Origin of the sequence: Kitasatospora sp. NPDC127060, assembly GCF_042724935.1 — a bacterium.
Taxonomy (GTDB): Bacteria; Actinomycetota; Actinomycetes; order Streptomycetales; family Streptomycetaceae; genus Kitasatospora.
Genome location: NZ_JBHXEG010000011.1, coordinates 1 through 14,763, shown reverse-complemented (window position 1 = coordinate 14,763; position 14,763 = coordinate 1). Strand labels below are relative to the sequence as shown.

Here is a 14,763-nt window from a genome sequence, read left to right as displayed (position 1 = left end):
GACCGGGCACGTCCCGGCTCAGCCGAAGCCGTATCCGCGCGGCGCCGTCACGTCGAGGGTGTCCCGAAGCATCGCCAGTGCCGCGCCGAGCGGGCTGGAGCGGCCGCCGCTCACCGTGATGTCGCCGGCGTCGGGGCAGCCGTAGACGACCGCCTTCTCCGGGCCGGTGATCGCGTGCAGCGGGTCGCCGGGCTCGGTCCGCTCCAGGCGGACCTCGACCAGCAGCGGCCGGTCGGCGCTCGCGCTCGCCACCGCCCGCAGCCGTTGCCCCCGAGCGTCCGCAGCCACCGCCGCGGCGCCCGTCCCCGCGTCCACCGCCTCCGTACCGACCCTGACGGCGGCCGGCTCCCAGCCCCACAGCAGGGCCGCGAGCAGTCGCACCTTGGTGGCGGCGTCGGCGCCCGACAGGTCGGCCGAGGGATCAGCCTCGGCGATGCCGCGCCGCTGGGCCTCGGCGACCGCCCGGTCCAGGGGGTCGCCCGCCGCCAGACGGTCGAGCACGAAGGTGGCGGTCCCGTTGGGGCAGGCCCGGATCGTCCGGCAGCCGAGACCGCGCACGCCGGTGCGCGCCAGGTCCGCGGTCGGCAGGGCCGCACCGGTCGCCCCGGAGATCCTGATCAGGCTGCCGCCCGACCGCGCGGCCCCGGCGAGTTCGCGCCAGTGGCTCAGCAGGTGGCTCTTCGTGGCGGTGACCACGTGCACCCCGCGCCCCAGCGCCAGACAGGCTTCCTCGGCGGCCTGCTCCCGCGCCTGCGGGGAGGACGGCAGCGACTGGACGAGCACCCGCGCGCCGGTGCGGTCGAGGGTCTGCGCCAGGGAGGCCAACGGGCCCCACTCCGCCCGCGGCGGGACCGGGCCACCGCCGTGGAGTTCGACCTGCGCCGAGCCGACCCGCACCGCCGCGAGCCTCGGCCGGACGCCGTACTCCTCCGCGATGCCGTCACCGTGCGTCAGCAGCCGCTCGGCGTAGGCGCGGCCGACCGGACCGTAGCCGGAGAGGACGACGGCCGGCTCACCGGCCGGCGGGGCCGAGGGGGCGACGGTCCGGACATCTGGTGCGGGCATCCCGCGAGGATACCCGTGGCTGTCCGGGCACCAGCCGGTGGCGGCTGCTGTTCGCCCGCTTCCACGGCCGGGCCACGCCGGGCCGGCGGAACTCGCCGAGGACACCCGGGGGTCAGCGCAGCAGCACGGCCAGCAGTTCCGCGAGGGTGGGCCCGGCGTCCGCCGGGTGGCGCAGTTGCTTGCTCGCGATCACATGGTAGTGGTTGACCCGCCCGCGGCGCTCGTGGGTGAGGTAGCCGGCCGCTTCGAGATCGGCGATGATCCGCTGCACGGCCCGCTCGGTGAGCAGGCAGCGGGCGGCGATGTCCCGCACCCGGATTCCGGGATCGCGGGCGATCTGCACCAGGACGCGGGCGTGATTGGTGAGGAAGGTCCACCCAAGGCCCGCTGGCCGCTCAGTCATGGTCCCAGCCTACGGCCGGTGCCTCACGCCCCGCTGCGACTCGGAAGCCGTCCCGATTCGCCGTCCGGCGCCGTTTGCCTCCCGCGACGGCGGCAACCCGCAGGAGTATGGCCTACCTAGGAGAACCCGTACCGACCGTCCCCCAGCCCCGCCCGCGGAGCGAGCACCCGGACCGGTCCCGGCCCTGGCTGACCGTCCGCACCGGCGGTGCGAGGACGGACGAACCCTCGGGCGCGGTGCTGTTCGGCCGCGACGGCACGCTCCTCCAGAACGTCTCCCCCAACGGCGATCCCGCCATGGTCCACCCGGCGGCGGGCGTCCGGGCCGCCGTCGCCGCGCTGCGCCGGGCGGGCCTCGCGCTCGGTGTGCTGAGCAACCAGCCCGGCGTGGCCCGGGGGCTCTTCGGGCGCGGGCAGGTCGAGACGGTCCACGCCCGGGCCGAGGCGCTGCTCGGCGCGATCGACGTGTGGGCGGTGTGCCCGCACGGGACGCGCGACGGCTGCGCCTGCCGGATGCCCGCTCCCGGACTGGTGACCGCCGCCTGCGGGGCGTTGGGCCTGCCGCCCTCGCGCGTCACCGTGATCGGCTGCGAGGACACCGTGCTCGCCGCCGCGTTGACGGCCGGCGCCCACGCGATCAGGCTCCCCGGGGCGACCGGGCCGATGGCCGGCCGGTACCGGCTCTGCACGCCGACGGCCTGTCCGGCGGCCGGGAGCCCGGCCGAGGCGGCCTACCTCCTGCTGCGGCACTGACCACCGCCCGGCGCCCGCCGGCCCGGCCCCGAACTCCAGGGCCACCGAACCCTCCGACCGCCGAACCCTCCGACCGCCGAACTCCAGGACCACCGAACTCCAGGACGGAGAAGTCGAGATGCGCACCTCCCCCGAATCCCCCGAGCCCGCCGACCGGGACGCCAAGGACGCGGCGCTGGACGCCGCCCGGGCCCCCGATCCGGACGGCCCGCTCACCACCGACCAGGGCGTCCGCGTCGACGACACCGACAACTCGCTCATCGTCGGCGACCGCGGCCCCACCCTGCTGGAGGACTTCCACCTGCGGGAGAAGCTCACCCACTTCGACCACGAGCGGATCCCCGAACGGGTCGTGCACGCGCGCGGCGCAGGTGCCTACGGCTTCTTCGAACCGTACGAGTCGCTGGCCGAGTTCACCTGCGCGGACTTCCTCCAGGAGGCCGGCCGCCGCACGCCCGTCTTCGTCCGCTTCTCCACCGTGCAGGGTCCGCGCGGCTCCGCGGACACGGTGCGCGACGTCCGCGGCTTCGCCGTCAAGTTCTACACCCGGCACGGCAACTACGACCTGGTCGGCAACAACATGCCGGTGTTCTTCATCCAGGACGCGGCCAAGTTCCCGGACTTCGTCCACGCGGTGAAGATGGAGCCCGACAACGAGATCCCCACCGGCGCCTCCGCCCACGACACCTTCTGGGACTTCTGCTCGCTCCAGCCGGAGTCCACCCACATGCTGATGTGGGTGATGTCCGACCGGGCCATCCCGCGCAGCTACCGGATGATGCAGGGCTTCGGCGTGCACACCTTCCGCCTGGTGAACGCCGACGGCCGGGGCACCTTCGTGAAGTTCCACTGGAAGCCGGTGCTCGGCGTCTTCTCCCAGGTGTGGGACGAGGCCCAGCTCACCGCCGGGCGCGACCCCGACTTCCACCGCCGGGACCTGTGGGAGGCGATCGCCGCGGGCGACTTCCCCGAGTGGGAGCTGGGCGTCCAACTGATCCCCGAGGAAGACGAGTTCGCCTACCCGTTCGACCTGCTGGACCCGACCAAGCTGGTCCCCGAGGAGCTGGTGCCGGTGCGCCCGATCGGGCGGATGGTCCTGGACCGCAACCCGCAGAACTTCTTCGCCGAGACCGAGCAGGCGGCCTTCCACACCGCCAACATCGTGCCCGGCATCGACTTCACCAACGACCCGCTGCTCCAGGGCCGCAACTTCTCCTACCTGGACACCCAGTTGATCCGCCTGGGCGGCCCCAACTTCTCCCAGCTGCCGGTCAACCGCCCGCTGGCCGAGGTCCGGGTCAACCACCGGGACGGATACGGCCAGCAGGTGGTGCACCCCGGAACGAGCTACGCGCCGAACTCCGTCGGCGGCGGTTGCCCGTTCACCATGGGCGGCGGCCACCTCGCCGAGGGGGTGTTCGAGCACTACCAGGAACGCATCGACGGCGCCGCGATCCGGCGGCGCAGCCCCAGCTTCGCCGACCACTACGGCCAGGCCGCGCTGTTCTGGCGCAGCATGGCGGACTGGGAGCAGCGGCACATCACCGCCGCGTTCGCCTTCGAGCTGGGCAAGGTCGAGGACGAGGAGGTCCGACGGCGGATGGTCGGCAACCTGGTGCACGTCGATCCGGGCTTGGCCGCCGAGGTCGCCCGGCGGATCGGCGTGCCGGAGCCCGAGGCCACCCCCGACGACCGGGCCACGGCCTCGGCCGGCAACCACGTCGCCGGGCCCCGGACCTCTCCGGCGCTGAGCCTGGAGAACCTGCGCGGCCCGGGCATCCGCACCCGCAGGATCGCCGTGCTGGCCGGGCCCGGCGTGGCCGGCGACCAGGTCCGGGCCGCCCGCGAGCACCTGGGCCGGGCGGGCGCGGGCGTGGAGACGCTCGCCGCGCACGGCGGCCACGTGCTGACCCAGGACGGTGAGCACCTGTCGGTGGACCGCCCGCTGCCCACCACGGCCTCGGTGCTGTACGACGCCCTGGTGGTGCCGGACGGCAGCGACCGTACGCTGCCCGCCGATCCGGACGCCGTCACCTTCCTCGCCGAGGCACTGCGGCACGGCAAGCCGGTCGCGCTGCTGGGCTCGGGCGTGGAGCTCGCCCGGGCGGCCGGGTTCACCGCGCCGGACGAGCTGGCCGGGGTGGCGGTCGGCGCGAACGGCGCGGGCGGGGCGGACAGCGCGAACGGGGCCGACGGCCTCCGGCCCGGGCCGGAGTTCTGGACGGAGTTCGCCGCTCTGGTGGCGCAGCACCGCTTCCCGTCGCGCTGACGCCGCCTCCCGGGGCGACGAGCGCGGCGAAGGCCCGTACGGCTTCCGTACGGGCCTTCTTCCGTTCGGGCCTTCGTGCTGGGTCCGGGAACGGCCGGGAGGCGGTCAGGCGGCGGCGTCGGCCCGGGCGCTCAGGGCGGCGTCGATGCCCCGCAGGAAGTCGTCGAGGTCCCCGGGGTTGCGGGAGGTGAGCAGCCGCCAGTCGTTGGCGTCGTCGGTGACCAGCGGCTCGTCCGTCCAGGTCGCGCCCGCGTTGGCGAGGTCGGTGCGCAGCGACGGGTAGGAGGTGAGCCGCTTGCCGTAGGCCACGCCCGCCTCGGCCAGCAGCCACGGCCCGTGGCAGATGGCGGCGACGGGCCGGCCGGAGGTGGTGAAGGCGAGCACCACGGCGACCGCCTCCAGGCGGAGCCGCAGGCTGTCCGCGTTGAGGGTGCCGCCGGGGATGAGCAGCAGGTCGTACCCGGCGGGGTCGATCTCGTCGAAGGTGTGGGTCGGGCGCACGCGCTCGCCCGGGTCCCGGTCGTGGACCAGGGTGCGGATGTCGTCCCGGTGCGGGGCCGCGATGTCGACCTGGACACCGTTGTCGCGCAGGTGCCGCACCGGAACGAGCAGTTCGTCCTGTTCCACGCCGTAGTTCGTCACGATCGCCAGGACCTTGGTGGGGTGGGTCATCGCTCCTCCTGGGCAGCGTCAGCGGGCCTCGGGCGCGGCCGATCCGCACCCCGGATGCCGGCGGGTACCCGGCCTCGGCGCGGCCACACGGGCACGGCCGGGCGGTTCACCGCTCGTCGTCCCGGCCCTCGTCGCCGTGGCGGCCCCAGGCGCGGGCGTCGATGTCCATGGGCTCCTTCACCCGTGCTCACCGGGCCTCCTCAGTGGTACGGCCGGGGTCCGTCCCGGCCGAGGGCGCGCCTGCCCGCCGCGGAGCGGCGTAACCATCCCACCGGGCCCGGCCCGGTGGCCGTCCGTGGTGTCCCGGGTTTGCATGGGGTGACCGAGCCCCGAGACCCCGGAGGTCCCCGTGTACGAGATGTGGGCCGAACACGACCCGGCGGTGTCACCACCCGCAGTGGTGTGGCACGTGGTGGCGAAGGACGACGCGACGGCGTCACTGTGCGGGCGGTTCCTCGAACCCGCCCAGCGGGTCGTCCCGGCGGGCGACGGCGCGGACGCGGAGGTACCGGACCGGTACTGCGACCCGTGCCTGGTGACCGTCCGTGAGGCGCTCGCGGCCGCCGGCGGCTGACCGACCGGAGGCCGCTCCGGACCGGGCCGGCGGGGTGCCGGCGGTCCAGCCGGGTGGCCCTGACCCGGGCCAGGGCCAGGGCCAGGGCCACCCGCGCATCCGCCTACGCCCGCGGCCGACTCACGGACGCCGTCACCCGGGCCGGGCGCCGCATCGAGGCGCTGAAGCGGTTCCGGGCACTGGGCAACCTCCTCCCGAAACCGTTCACCGACTCCGCCGACCCCGGCCGGGCCCTCATCGCCCCGCGGGACGGAATGACCGGCCCCGACCGGGCCGGGGCCGAGGGTTTGACCGGGCCCGGACCGGCAAGCCGCCCGGTATGAACGCATCGGCACTGCACACCCGCCCTTGGTCCCGTCGGCTGCGCCGCGCCCTTGAGGCGCCGGCGCACTGGGACGTCCTGGACACCCCCGCCCGCCCGCTCGCCGACGCGGTCGAGGCCCTGCCGCTGGGCCCGTACCGGGACGCCCTGCACGGCGTGTGGCTGGGCCACCCGCTCCACCCGGCCCTGGTCCAGCTGCCGATCGGCTGCTGGATGTCGGCAGGCCTGCTCGACCTGGCACCCGGTCGGCGCCGCTCGGCCGACGTGCTGGTGGCGGCGGGCCTACTGGCGGCCGGGCCGGCCGCCCTCGCCGGCTGGGTGGACTGGGCCCGGCTCGACCCACCGCGCCGGCGCACCGGGCTGGTGCACGCGCTCGCCAACTCCGGCGGCGTACTGCTGTACGGCGCCTCGCTGCTGGCCCGGTGCCGGGGACGGCGCGGGCGCGGGCGGCTGCTCGGCCTCGCCGGGCTGGCCGCCGTGTCGGGCGGCGCGGCGCTCGGCGGGCACCTGTCCTACCGGCAGGCCGCCGGACCCGACCGGGCCGCCGCGGTGCCCCGGCTGGCGCCGCCGGACTGGGTCACGCTCGGCGCCGTCGAGGACTTCCCCGTCGGCCGCCCGGTCCGCCGCAGGGCGGGCGAGCTGGCCGTGGTGGTGGTCCGCGACGGCGAGAACTGCCATGTGCTCGCGGAGCGCTGCTCCCACCTCTCCGGCCCGCTCTCCGAGGGCACCGTCGCCGACGGCTGCCTGCGCTGCCCGTGGCACGGCAGCGAGTTCCGCCTTCGCGACGGCCAGGTGGCGGGCGGACCGGCCACCGCGCCCCAGCCCGTGCTGGAGACCCGGGTGCTCTCCGGACATCTGGAGGCCCGGCTGCCCGGTGCCGCCTGACCGGCCCCCGGGCCGCGTCGACGCCGTTTCGGCCGGGCGGAGCGGGGCAGCCACCGGGCCGTGTTCGCCCCCGGCCCGACGGCCCCCCGCAGAGTGAGGTGACACCGCGATGACCGTCGAAACGATCAGGGACCGGCTGCTCGCCGAGTACGGCCGGACGTACGCCGAGGAGGCCGGCATCACGCTGCGGGACAAGCCTTCGCCGCTGTACCGGCTGCTGGTCCTGACCGTCCTCTGCTCGATCCGGATCAGCGCCGGGACGGCCGCCCGAGCCGCCCGGGAGCTGTCCGCCGCCGGGTACCGCACACCGGGCGCGATGGCCGGCTCCGGCTGGCAGGAGCGGGTGGACGCGCTGGGCCGGGCCCACTACGTCCGGTACGACGAGAGCACCGCCACCGCGCTCGGCGAGGGCGCGCACCTGGTGCTCGACCGCTGGCACGGCGACCTGCGCCGACTGCCGGAGGAGGCCGGCCACGACCCCGCCGCCCTGCGGGAGCTGCTGCGGGAGGTCCCGCGGATCGGCCCGGTGGGCGCGGGCATCTTCTGCCGGGAGGTCCAGGCGGTGTGGCCGTGGCTGCGCCCGTACTTCGACGAGCGGGCGTGCCGGGCGGCCCGGGAGCTGGGGCTGCCGCATTCGGCCCGCGGCCTCGGCGGACTGGTCCCGCCGGAGGAGCACGCCCGACTGGCCGCCGCGCTCGTCCGGGTCAGCCTGTCCAAGGACGCGGCGGAGCGTCTGCGGGCCGGGTGACCGGCGGTCCCGGATGTCCGTCGACCCGGCGGGCGGCTGTGGGAGGGTGGACCATGCCCTTGAGCGATTTCCACCTGCGTGCCTCGGTGGCGGTGTCCGACATCCGGCGAGCGGTCGCGTTCTACGAGGGGAAGCTGGGCCTGCGGGCGTTGTGGGCCGGTCCCAGCGCCGCCGTCCCCGACGGCAGCCGCGTCTACGGTTCCGGTGGTGTCCCGGCCCTGAACGTGTACCAGTCCGACACGGCCGGGAGGCCGGCGGCGACCATGGCGGTCTGGTACGTCGACGACATCGACCGGGTCGTCGGCGAACTCACCGCCGCCGGCGTCGACTTCGTGCGCTATGACGGGTTGGAGCACGACGCCGGGGGCATCACCGCCCGGGCCGGTGGTGGACGCATCGCGTGGTTCCGGGATCCGGACGGCAACACCTTCGCCGTCGAAGCCGACGTCTGAGTGCCGGAGCCGTCGACGAACTCCACCGTGATCCGGTGCGGGCGGTGCGGGCGGTCCGGGCGGTCCGGGCGGTGCTGCGAGTCCGTGATCGCTCCCGGGGCCTGACCACCGAACAGCCGCCTCCGTGAGACGCGTCAGGGCGGCGGATGTGACAGCTGTCAGTGCCGAACGGTGACGGAACGGGCTGTCGCGCGGGGGCCCGGCTCGGCGATGCTGATCACGAATCGGTCGAACACCCGTGGGCAGGAGCCCGGCGGGCGTTCGAGGGGGCGACGAGAGACGGGAACGTCAGCATGAAGGTATTGGTGGCCGGAGCCGGGATCGGCGGGCTGTGCCTGGCGCAGGGGCTGGTACGGGCGGGGATCGACGTCCGGGTGTTCGAGCGGGAGGCGGCCGCGGACAGCCGGTACCAGGGGTTCCGGATCGGGCTGGACGCGCCCGGGCTCGCAGCGCTGCGCCAGTGCCTGCCGCCCCGGCTGCACGGGCTACTGGAGGCCGTCACCGGGCCGCTCGCGGGCGAACGGCGGGTGGTGGACGAGCAGTTGACCGAAATCCGGCGGCTCGGCCGGACCGACGGGGGCACCGCCGCCGACCGGCACGTACTGCGGCAGCTGCTGCTCTCCGGGCTGGCGGACCGGGTGGAGTTCGGCCGGGCCGTGGTCGGCTACCAGGAGCTTGCGGACGGCCGGGTGGCCGCCCGGCTCGCGGACGGCGACACCGTGGAGGGCGACCTGCTGGTGGGCGCGGACGGCGTGGGCTCGGCGGTGCGCCGGCAGCTGCTGCCCGGGGCACGGGTCGTCGCCCTGCCCGGCAACTCGGTGCTCGGCCGCACCCCGATGACCGAGCGACTCGCCGCCCTGGTGCCGGGCGCGGGCACACTGGTGCAGGGGGCCGGGGTGAGCCTGCTGATCGGCCGGATGGAGTTCCGCCGGCCACCGCGGTCGGCGGCGGCCGAGCTGGCGCCGGAGGTCGAACTGCCGGACACCACCAGCTATCTGCGCTGGGTGGCGATGCTGCCCGAACCGCTCGACGCCCCGGCCGGGCCGGCCGACTGGGCGGGGGTTCGGGACCGGCTGCTCACGCTGATCGACGACTGGCACCCCGATCTGGTCGAGCTGGTCCGGCGGTCCGACGCGGGCAACAGCTCCCCGCTCACGATCCGCTACGCCGAGCCCGTACCCCACTGGGGCACCGGACCGGTCACGCTGCTCGGCGACGCGATCCACCCGATGCCGCCGAGCGCCGGCCAGGGCGCGAACACGGCGTTGCGCGACGCCGAGCTGCTCTGCCGCTCGCTCACCGCCGTCCACCGCGGTGAGGCCGAACCGGCGACCGCCGTCGAGGAGTACGAGCTGCTGATGCTCGATCGCGGGTTCGCCGCGGTGGCCGACGGCCTGGCCCGGCTGCCGGAGTTCACGCCCGCCCGCTGAGACGGGCCGGCACCCGGCGCGGCCTCCGGGCCGGGCCGGGCCGGGCCGGGCCGGGCCGGGCCGGGCCGGGCCGGGCCGGAGGCGAACGACGGCAAGGTTTCGCGGCCGCCCGCCCGGATAGCCGCTCCGGCGGAAGCGTCCCGAGGAAACGAGGCTGCGATGACCGCGTTCGGCTATTTCCTGTCTTGCGAGGAGTTCACCCCCGCCCAGCTGGTCGACCAGGCCCGACTGGCCGAACGGGCGGGCTTCACCCGGCTGGCGATCTCCGACCACTACCACCCGTGGAACGACGCCCAGGGCAACGGCCCGTTCGTCTGGGGTGTGATCGGCGCGCTCTCCGAGGCCACCCGGCTGCCGGTGACCACGCTGGTCACCTGTCCGACGATCCGGCTCCACCCCGCGGTGACGGCCCAGGCGGCCGCCACCGCGGACGTGCAGCTGCCCGGCGGGCTCCGGCTGGGCGTGGGCACCGGTGAGGCGCTCAACGAGCACGTCCTGGGCGACCGCTGGCCGCCGTTCGACGTCCGGGCGCAGATGCTGGAGGAGGCCGTGGCGGTGATGCGCGAGCTCTTCACCGGCGGTGTGGTCTCGCACCACGGCCCGCACTACACCGTGGAGAACGCCCGCCTCTACACCCCGCCGCGGGACGGCCGACTGCCGGTGTACGTCTCGGCGTTCGGGCCGAAGGCGGCCGAGGCCGCGGCGGCGTACGCGGACGGCCTGGTCACCATGACCCCGGACGCCGAACTGGTCGGCCGCTACCGGGCCGCGGGCGGCGCCGGGCCGGTGGTGGGCGGGCTGAAGGTGTGCTGGTCGGAGGACCGTGACCGGGCGGTCAAGACCGTCCACCGGCTCTGGCCGAGTGAGCTGTTGCCCGGCGAGCTGGCCCAGGTGCTGCCGACGCCGAGGCACTTCGAGCAGGCGACCGAGCTGGTCACCGAGGAGATGGTCGCCGACGCGGTCGTCTGCGGCGACGATCCCCAGCAGCACGCGGACCGGCTGCGGGGCTACGTCGGCGCGGGCTTCGACGAGGTGTACGTCGGCCAGATCGGCCCGGAGCAGGAAGGGTTCTTCGACTTCTACCGCGATCAGATCCTGCCCCTGGTGGCGTAGGACGCCCCTCCCGCCCAGCGCGCGGAGCGAGCACGTCCTCGTCGCCGACGGCGCACACCGCACACCGCACACCGCACACGACGGACCCCCCGTAGCGGGGCCAACCGCTACGGGGGGTCGGAAACGTCAGGACGGTGGCGGAGTCACTCGGGCTCGGCCGTCTCGTCGGGCTCGTCGGCCCAGCCGGGGGCGTCGCGGTCCTCCAGCTGTTCGCGCAGCCGGGCGAGGGTGCCGGACAGCAGCCGGGAGACGTGCATCTGTGAGACGCCGATCCGGGCGGCGATCTCGGACTGGGTGCAGCCGTCCCAGAAGCGGAACTTGAGCACGGTCTGCTCGCGTTCCGGCAGGTGGGCGAGCAGGGGGCGGACGGCGGTGCGGAAGTCGGCGAGTTCGATGCCGGGGTCGCAGCCGCCGAGGCGGTCCAGCATGGCGCTGCCGCTCTCGTCGGTGTCCTGCTCGCGCAGGGCGTCCAGCGAGCTGGGGCGGTAGACCCGGCCCGCCACCAGGCCCTCGGTGGCCTGCTCGACGCTGAGGTGCAGGTCCTCGGCGATCTCCTGCGGTTGCGGGAGGCGGCCGAGTTCCTGCTCCAGCCGGTCCGAGCCGCGGGCGACCGTGAGGTACAGCTCCTGCATGCTGCGGGGGACCCGCACGGGCCACGAGGTGTCCCGGAAGAAACGTTTCATCTCGCCGGCGATGGTGGGGATGGCGTAGGTGACGAACTCGACTCCGCGGGTGGGGTCGTAACCGTCCACGGCCTTGATCAGACCGATCGTGCCCACCTGGAGGATGTCGTCCATGTCCTCGGCACGGTGCCGGAACCGGGCCGCGATGAACCGCACCAGCGGCATGTTGAGCTCGATGATCGTGCCCCGGACGTAGCTGTAGGCGCTGCTCTCGCGGGCGAGGCCCGCCAGGCGCTCGAACAGCGCGTCGCTGAGCTCGCGCGCCTCGGTCTTGCCCATCGCGCGCAGTTCGGTGGTGGTGGGCCTCGGCGGCAGGTCGACCTCGGCGACGGTCGCGGACCCATCCCGGGGGGCGGTTTCCAGAGGGGTGGACACGTGTCCTCCTCGTATCGGGGCGAACGCCCGGCGACGGCCACGGACTGTCGTCCGTCGAGTCGTCGGCTCTTCCCCAGGACCACGGCCCGCTGTCGGCGCGATGGTCCCGGTGGCACCCTGTCCGGGCACCCGCGGCGGTTCGTCCGGCGAACCAGCCGCATGAATGGTTTACCCGACATACGACATCGAATTCATGTTTCGGCGAGATTTCTTGTGATCCGTCCGGGTACACGCGGTTTCGTGACGTTCCGGGACCAGGAGTCCGCTCCCGAGGAAAAGAGGTGCGCCATGACCGTTCCGACGCCCCCCGATCCGGACACCCAACCGATCCCTCACCCGAACCCCACGCCCCGGCCGGGCGAGGAACCCGATCCGGTGCCTCCGCCCGTCCCGCCGTTCCCGGACCCCGAGCCCTTCCCCGACGCCGACCCCGCGCCGCCGCAGCAGCCGCACCCCGGGCAGCGGTGAGGGCCCCGGGCCGCGCGGCGGACCAACGGTCGGCCGGAGCTGCGGACCAACGGTCGGCCGGTGCTGACGACGCCCGTCAGCCCGGCCGGCCGCGATCGTCGCTCCGGCCGTGACGGTCGGGCGGGGCGGACACCTCGGCCCAGACCAGCTTGCCCCCGTCGTCCGGCCGCGCGCCCCAGGCCCGGGCGAGCCGGTTCACCACCCGCAGCCCGTGCCCGCCCGGCCGACCGGCGTCGGCGGCCCGGCGCAGCCTCGGCCGTACCGGACTGGCGTCCGCGACCTCCGCCCGCAGGCGGATGCCGTCCCAGTTCAACCGCAGCTCGCGCGGACCGCCCGGGGCGTGCAGACAGGCGTTGGTGACCAGCTCCGAGACCAGCAGCAGGACGTCCTCCGCCACGGCCCGCCGCTCCTCGTCGACGGCGGGCAGCCAGTGCCAGGACCGCAGCGCCGCCCGGCTGAACTCCCGGCTGCGCCGCACCGCGCCCTCACTGCCCGCGAAGACGAGCCGCCTGGTCTCCCCGGCGGCCGTCGGGGAGCCCCGCGCGGAGCGGTCTGGGGGATACATCCGGGCCTCCTCACGCCTGGCCGGGAAGGTCACCTGGTTCGGCCGGAGGCCGTTCCTGCGGGGCCGCCCCGGAGAGGCCGGTGCCGCCCCGAGATCGGTACCGATCCGGAGGACGGCACCGGCGCCGGTGACCGCGAACGGCCGCGCCGCGCCGGACCGCAGGCCCCCGGACTCCACGTGCCCCTGGTTTCATGCTCCGCGTTTGCCCGACCCGCTCAGGGCTACACGCGCTCAGGTGAGGAGGCGAGGACGAACCATGGCGACGCCGAACAGCGAAGGCGGCGGTGACCACGCCCGCCGGTCCCGGACCGGACGCCGAGAGTCGCCCGAGGAACGGGCCGACCGACGCTGGCGCGACCTGCTCCAGGAGGTCCGGGTCGCCCAGACCGGCTCACAGATCCTCTTCGGGTTCCTGCTGAGCGTGGTCTTCATGCCCCGCTTCACCGAACTCGGCGCCTTCGACCGGGGGCTCTACGTCACCACCGTCGTCATCGGCGCGCTCGCCACCGGGGCGCTCACCTCCCCCGTCGCCTACCACCGGATCTTCGCCGGCCGCCGCCTGAAACCCGAACTGGTCAACGCCGCGGCCCGCCTGGTGGCCACCGGCCTGGTGCTGCTGGCCCTCACCATCGGCTCGGCCCTGCTCCTGCTGCTCAGCGTGGCGACCGATCACGCCATCGCCGGCGTGATCACCGCCGCCGTCATGCTCTGGTTCACCTCCTGCTGGCTGCTGCTGCCGCTGGCCCACCTGCACCGACGCGACGGCCGCGAGGACGGGCCCCCGGACGGACCGCGCCCCGACGGGCACTCCTGACGTTTCGGCCACCCGCCGCGGGCAAGACGCCCGCCATGAGGACCGTGACGGCCGTGGAACCGGATGGGGCACTTCGGCGGATCGCCTTCCTGCTGGAATGGGAGGGCGCCTCGCCGTACCGCGTCCGGGCCTTCCACACCGCCGCCGACGCGGTCCGCGACCTGCCACCCGGCCCCGTGGACGCGGCCCGGGCCCGGCGGCTGCCGGGCGTCGGACCGGTCACGGCCGAGGTGATCGCCCAGGCCTCGGCCGGAGAGCTGCCCGGCTACCTCGCCCGTCTGGAGCAGACGGCTGGAGCCGCCGCCCGGGCCGGGTGGGACCTGGTCGCCGAGGTGCGCGGCGACTGCCACCTGCACTCCGACTGGTCCGACGGCGGCCACCCGATCGAGGAGATGGCCGACGCCGCCCGCGCCCTCGGGCACCGCTGGGCCGTCCTCACTGACCACTCGCCCCGGCTGACCATCGCCCACGGACTCAGCCCAGAGCGGCTGAGGCACCAGCTCGACGTCGTGGCTGCCCACAATGCCGGCCACGACTCCTTCCGGCTGCTCACCGGGATCGAGTGCGACATCCTGGAGGACGGCTCGCTCGACCAGGAACCCGAACTGCTCGGCCGGCTCGACCTGGTGGTGGCCTCGGTGCACTCCAAGCTGCGCGCCGAAGCCGAGCCGATGACCGCCCGGATGTTGGCGGCGGTCCGCAACCCGCGCACCGACGTCCTGGGGCACTGCACCGGACGGATCGTCACCGGCCGCGGACGGCCGCCGTCCCGCTTCGACGCCGCGGCGGTCTTCGCCGCTTGCACCGCGACCGGGACGGCGGTGGAGATCAACTGCCGCCCCGAGCGCCGCGATCCGCCCGACGAGCTGCTCCGCCTGGCCGCCGAGGCGGGCTGCCTGTTCGCCGTGGACACCGACGCCCACGCGCCGCAGCAGCTGCACTGGTACACCTCGGGATACGCCCGGGCCGCACGGCTCGGCCTCGGACCGGACCGGTTGATCACCACCTGGTCGCGCGAGCGGCTGCTGGCCTGGGCGGGAACCGGGCGGCGCTGACACCCTCGGGGCCGTCGGGTTCCGGCACCGCGCCACCGGGTTCCGGTCCCCAGCCACCGGGTTCCCGCCCCCGACCCCGCCCGCGCGGGGACGGGTCGCGATCCGGCTGTCCGACCGG

The 14,763-nt window shown here is 75.1% G+C and carries 15 protein-coding genes; 10 read left to right on the top strand and 5 right to left on the bottom strand.

The genetic code is table 11. The features are described from left to right. Positions 1–18: 18 nt before the first annotated feature. Both ACFWIS_RS09170 and ACFWIS_RS09165 read right to left on the bottom strand, forming a co-directional pair. Positions 19–1,065: a homoserine dehydrogenase gene (locus ACFWIS_RS09170; protein WP_380452145.1), complete on the bottom strand. Its 1,047-nt coding sequence runs from the start codon at positions 1,063–1,065 to the stop codon at positions 19–21. 112 nt (positions 1,066–1,177) lie between these two features. Continuing rightward, positions 1,178–1,468 (bottom strand): helix-turn-helix transcriptional regulator, encoded by a 291-nt coding sequence (locus tag ACFWIS_RS09165; RefSeq protein WP_380452148.1) that lies wholly within the window; start codon positions 1,466–1,468, stop codon positions 1,178–1,180. 107 nt (positions 1,469–1,575) lie between these two features. Between ACFWIS_RS09165 and ACFWIS_RS09160 the strand changes: the two genes are divergently transcribed. Together ACFWIS_RS09160 and ACFWIS_RS09155 are read left to right on the top strand one after the other, a co-directional pair. Next, complete coding sequence (locus ACFWIS_RS09160; RefSeq protein WP_380452151.1) at positions 1,576–2,220, top strand: HAD-IIIA family hydrolase; 645 nt, start codon at positions 1,576–1,578, stop codon at positions 2,218–2,220. 118 nt (positions 2,221–2,338) lie between these two features. Then, positions 2,339–4,489 (top strand): catalase, encoded by a 2,151-nt coding sequence (locus ACFWIS_RS09155; RefSeq protein WP_380452154.1) that lies wholly within the window; start codon positions 2,339–2,341, stop codon positions 4,487–4,489. A 105-nt stretch (positions 4,490–4,594) separates the two neighbouring features. Here the strand turns inward: ACFWIS_RS09155 and ACFWIS_RS09150 are convergent, their stop codons facing one another. After that, complete coding sequence (locus tag ACFWIS_RS09150; RefSeq protein WP_380452156.1) at positions 4,595–5,161, bottom strand: DJ-1/PfpI/YhbO family deglycase/protease; 567 nt, start codon at positions 5,159–5,161, stop codon at positions 4,595–4,597. Positions 5,162–5,510: 349 nt separating this feature from the next. On the opposite strand from ACFWIS_RS09150, the gene ACFWIS_RS09145 reads away from it, so the two are divergent. The 6 genes from ACFWIS_RS09145 (at position 5,511) to ACFWIS_RS09120 (ending at position 10,685) form a co-directional block, all read left to right on the top strand. Then, the gene (locus ACFWIS_RS09145) at positions 5,511–5,735 is read left to right on the top strand and encodes a hypothetical protein (protein WP_380452159.1); all 225 of its coding nucleotides are present in this window, start codon (positions 5,511–5,513) and stop codon (positions 5,733–5,735) included. A gap of 319 nt (positions 5,736–6,054) precedes the next feature. Then, on the top strand, positions 6,055–6,942 hold the full coding sequence (locus tag ACFWIS_RS09140; RefSeq protein WP_380452161.1) for a Rieske 2Fe-2S domain-containing protein: 888 nt from the start codon (positions 6,055–6,057) through the stop codon (positions 6,940–6,942). Positions 6,943–7,051: 109 nt separating this feature from the next. Then, entirely contained in the window at positions 7,052–7,690 is a 639-nt protein-coding gene (locus ACFWIS_RS09135; RefSeq protein ID WP_380452163.1) for an endonuclease, read from the top strand. Between the two features lie 53 nt (positions 7,691–7,743). Next, positions 7,744–8,142 carry a VOC family protein gene (locus tag ACFWIS_RS09130; protein WP_380452166.1) on the top strand — a complete coding sequence of 133 codons (399 nt, stop codon included), beginning with the start codon at positions 7,744–7,746 and terminating at the stop codon, positions 8,140–8,142. Between the two features lie 293 nt (positions 8,143–8,435). Next, entirely contained in the window at positions 8,436–9,572 is a 1,137-nt protein-coding gene (locus ACFWIS_RS09125; RefSeq protein ID WP_380452168.1) for an FAD-dependent oxidoreductase, read from the top strand. Positions 9,573–9,731: 159 nt separating this feature from the next. After that, positions 9,732–10,685: a TIGR03557 family F420-dependent LLM class oxidoreductase gene (locus tag ACFWIS_RS09120; RefSeq protein ID WP_380452170.1), complete on the top strand. Its 954-nt coding sequence runs from the start codon at positions 9,732–9,734 to the stop codon at positions 10,683–10,685. A gap of 143 nt (positions 10,686–10,828) precedes the next feature. Here the strand turns inward: ACFWIS_RS09120 and ACFWIS_RS09115 are convergent, their stop codons facing one another. Together ACFWIS_RS09115 and ACFWIS_RS09110 are read right to left on the bottom strand one after the other, a co-directional pair. Next, complete coding sequence (locus tag ACFWIS_RS09115; protein WP_380452173.1) at positions 10,829–11,743, bottom strand: SigB/SigF/SigG family RNA polymerase sigma factor; 915 nt, start codon at positions 11,741–11,743, stop codon at positions 10,829–10,831. 544 nt (positions 11,744–12,287) lie between these two features. Beyond that, positions 12,288–12,776: an ATP-binding protein gene (locus tag ACFWIS_RS09110; protein ID WP_380452175.1), complete on the bottom strand. Its 489-nt coding sequence runs from the start codon at positions 12,774–12,776 to the stop codon at positions 12,288–12,290. 256 nt (positions 12,777–13,032) lie between these two features. Between ACFWIS_RS09110 and ACFWIS_RS09105 the strand changes: the two genes are divergently transcribed. Both ACFWIS_RS09105 and ACFWIS_RS09100 read left to right on the top strand, forming a co-directional pair. Next, positions 13,033–13,590: a DUF6328 family protein gene (locus tag ACFWIS_RS09105; RefSeq protein WP_380452178.1), complete on the top strand. Its 558-nt coding sequence runs from the start codon at positions 13,033–13,035 to the stop codon at positions 13,588–13,590. Between the two features lie 53 nt (positions 13,591–13,643). Further along, positions 13,644–14,645, top strand: coding sequence for a PHP domain-containing protein (locus ACFWIS_RS09100; protein ID WP_380452180.1), 1,002 nt, complete (start codon positions 13,644–13,646; stop codon positions 14,643–14,645). Positions 14,646–14,763 lie beyond the last annotated feature (118 nt).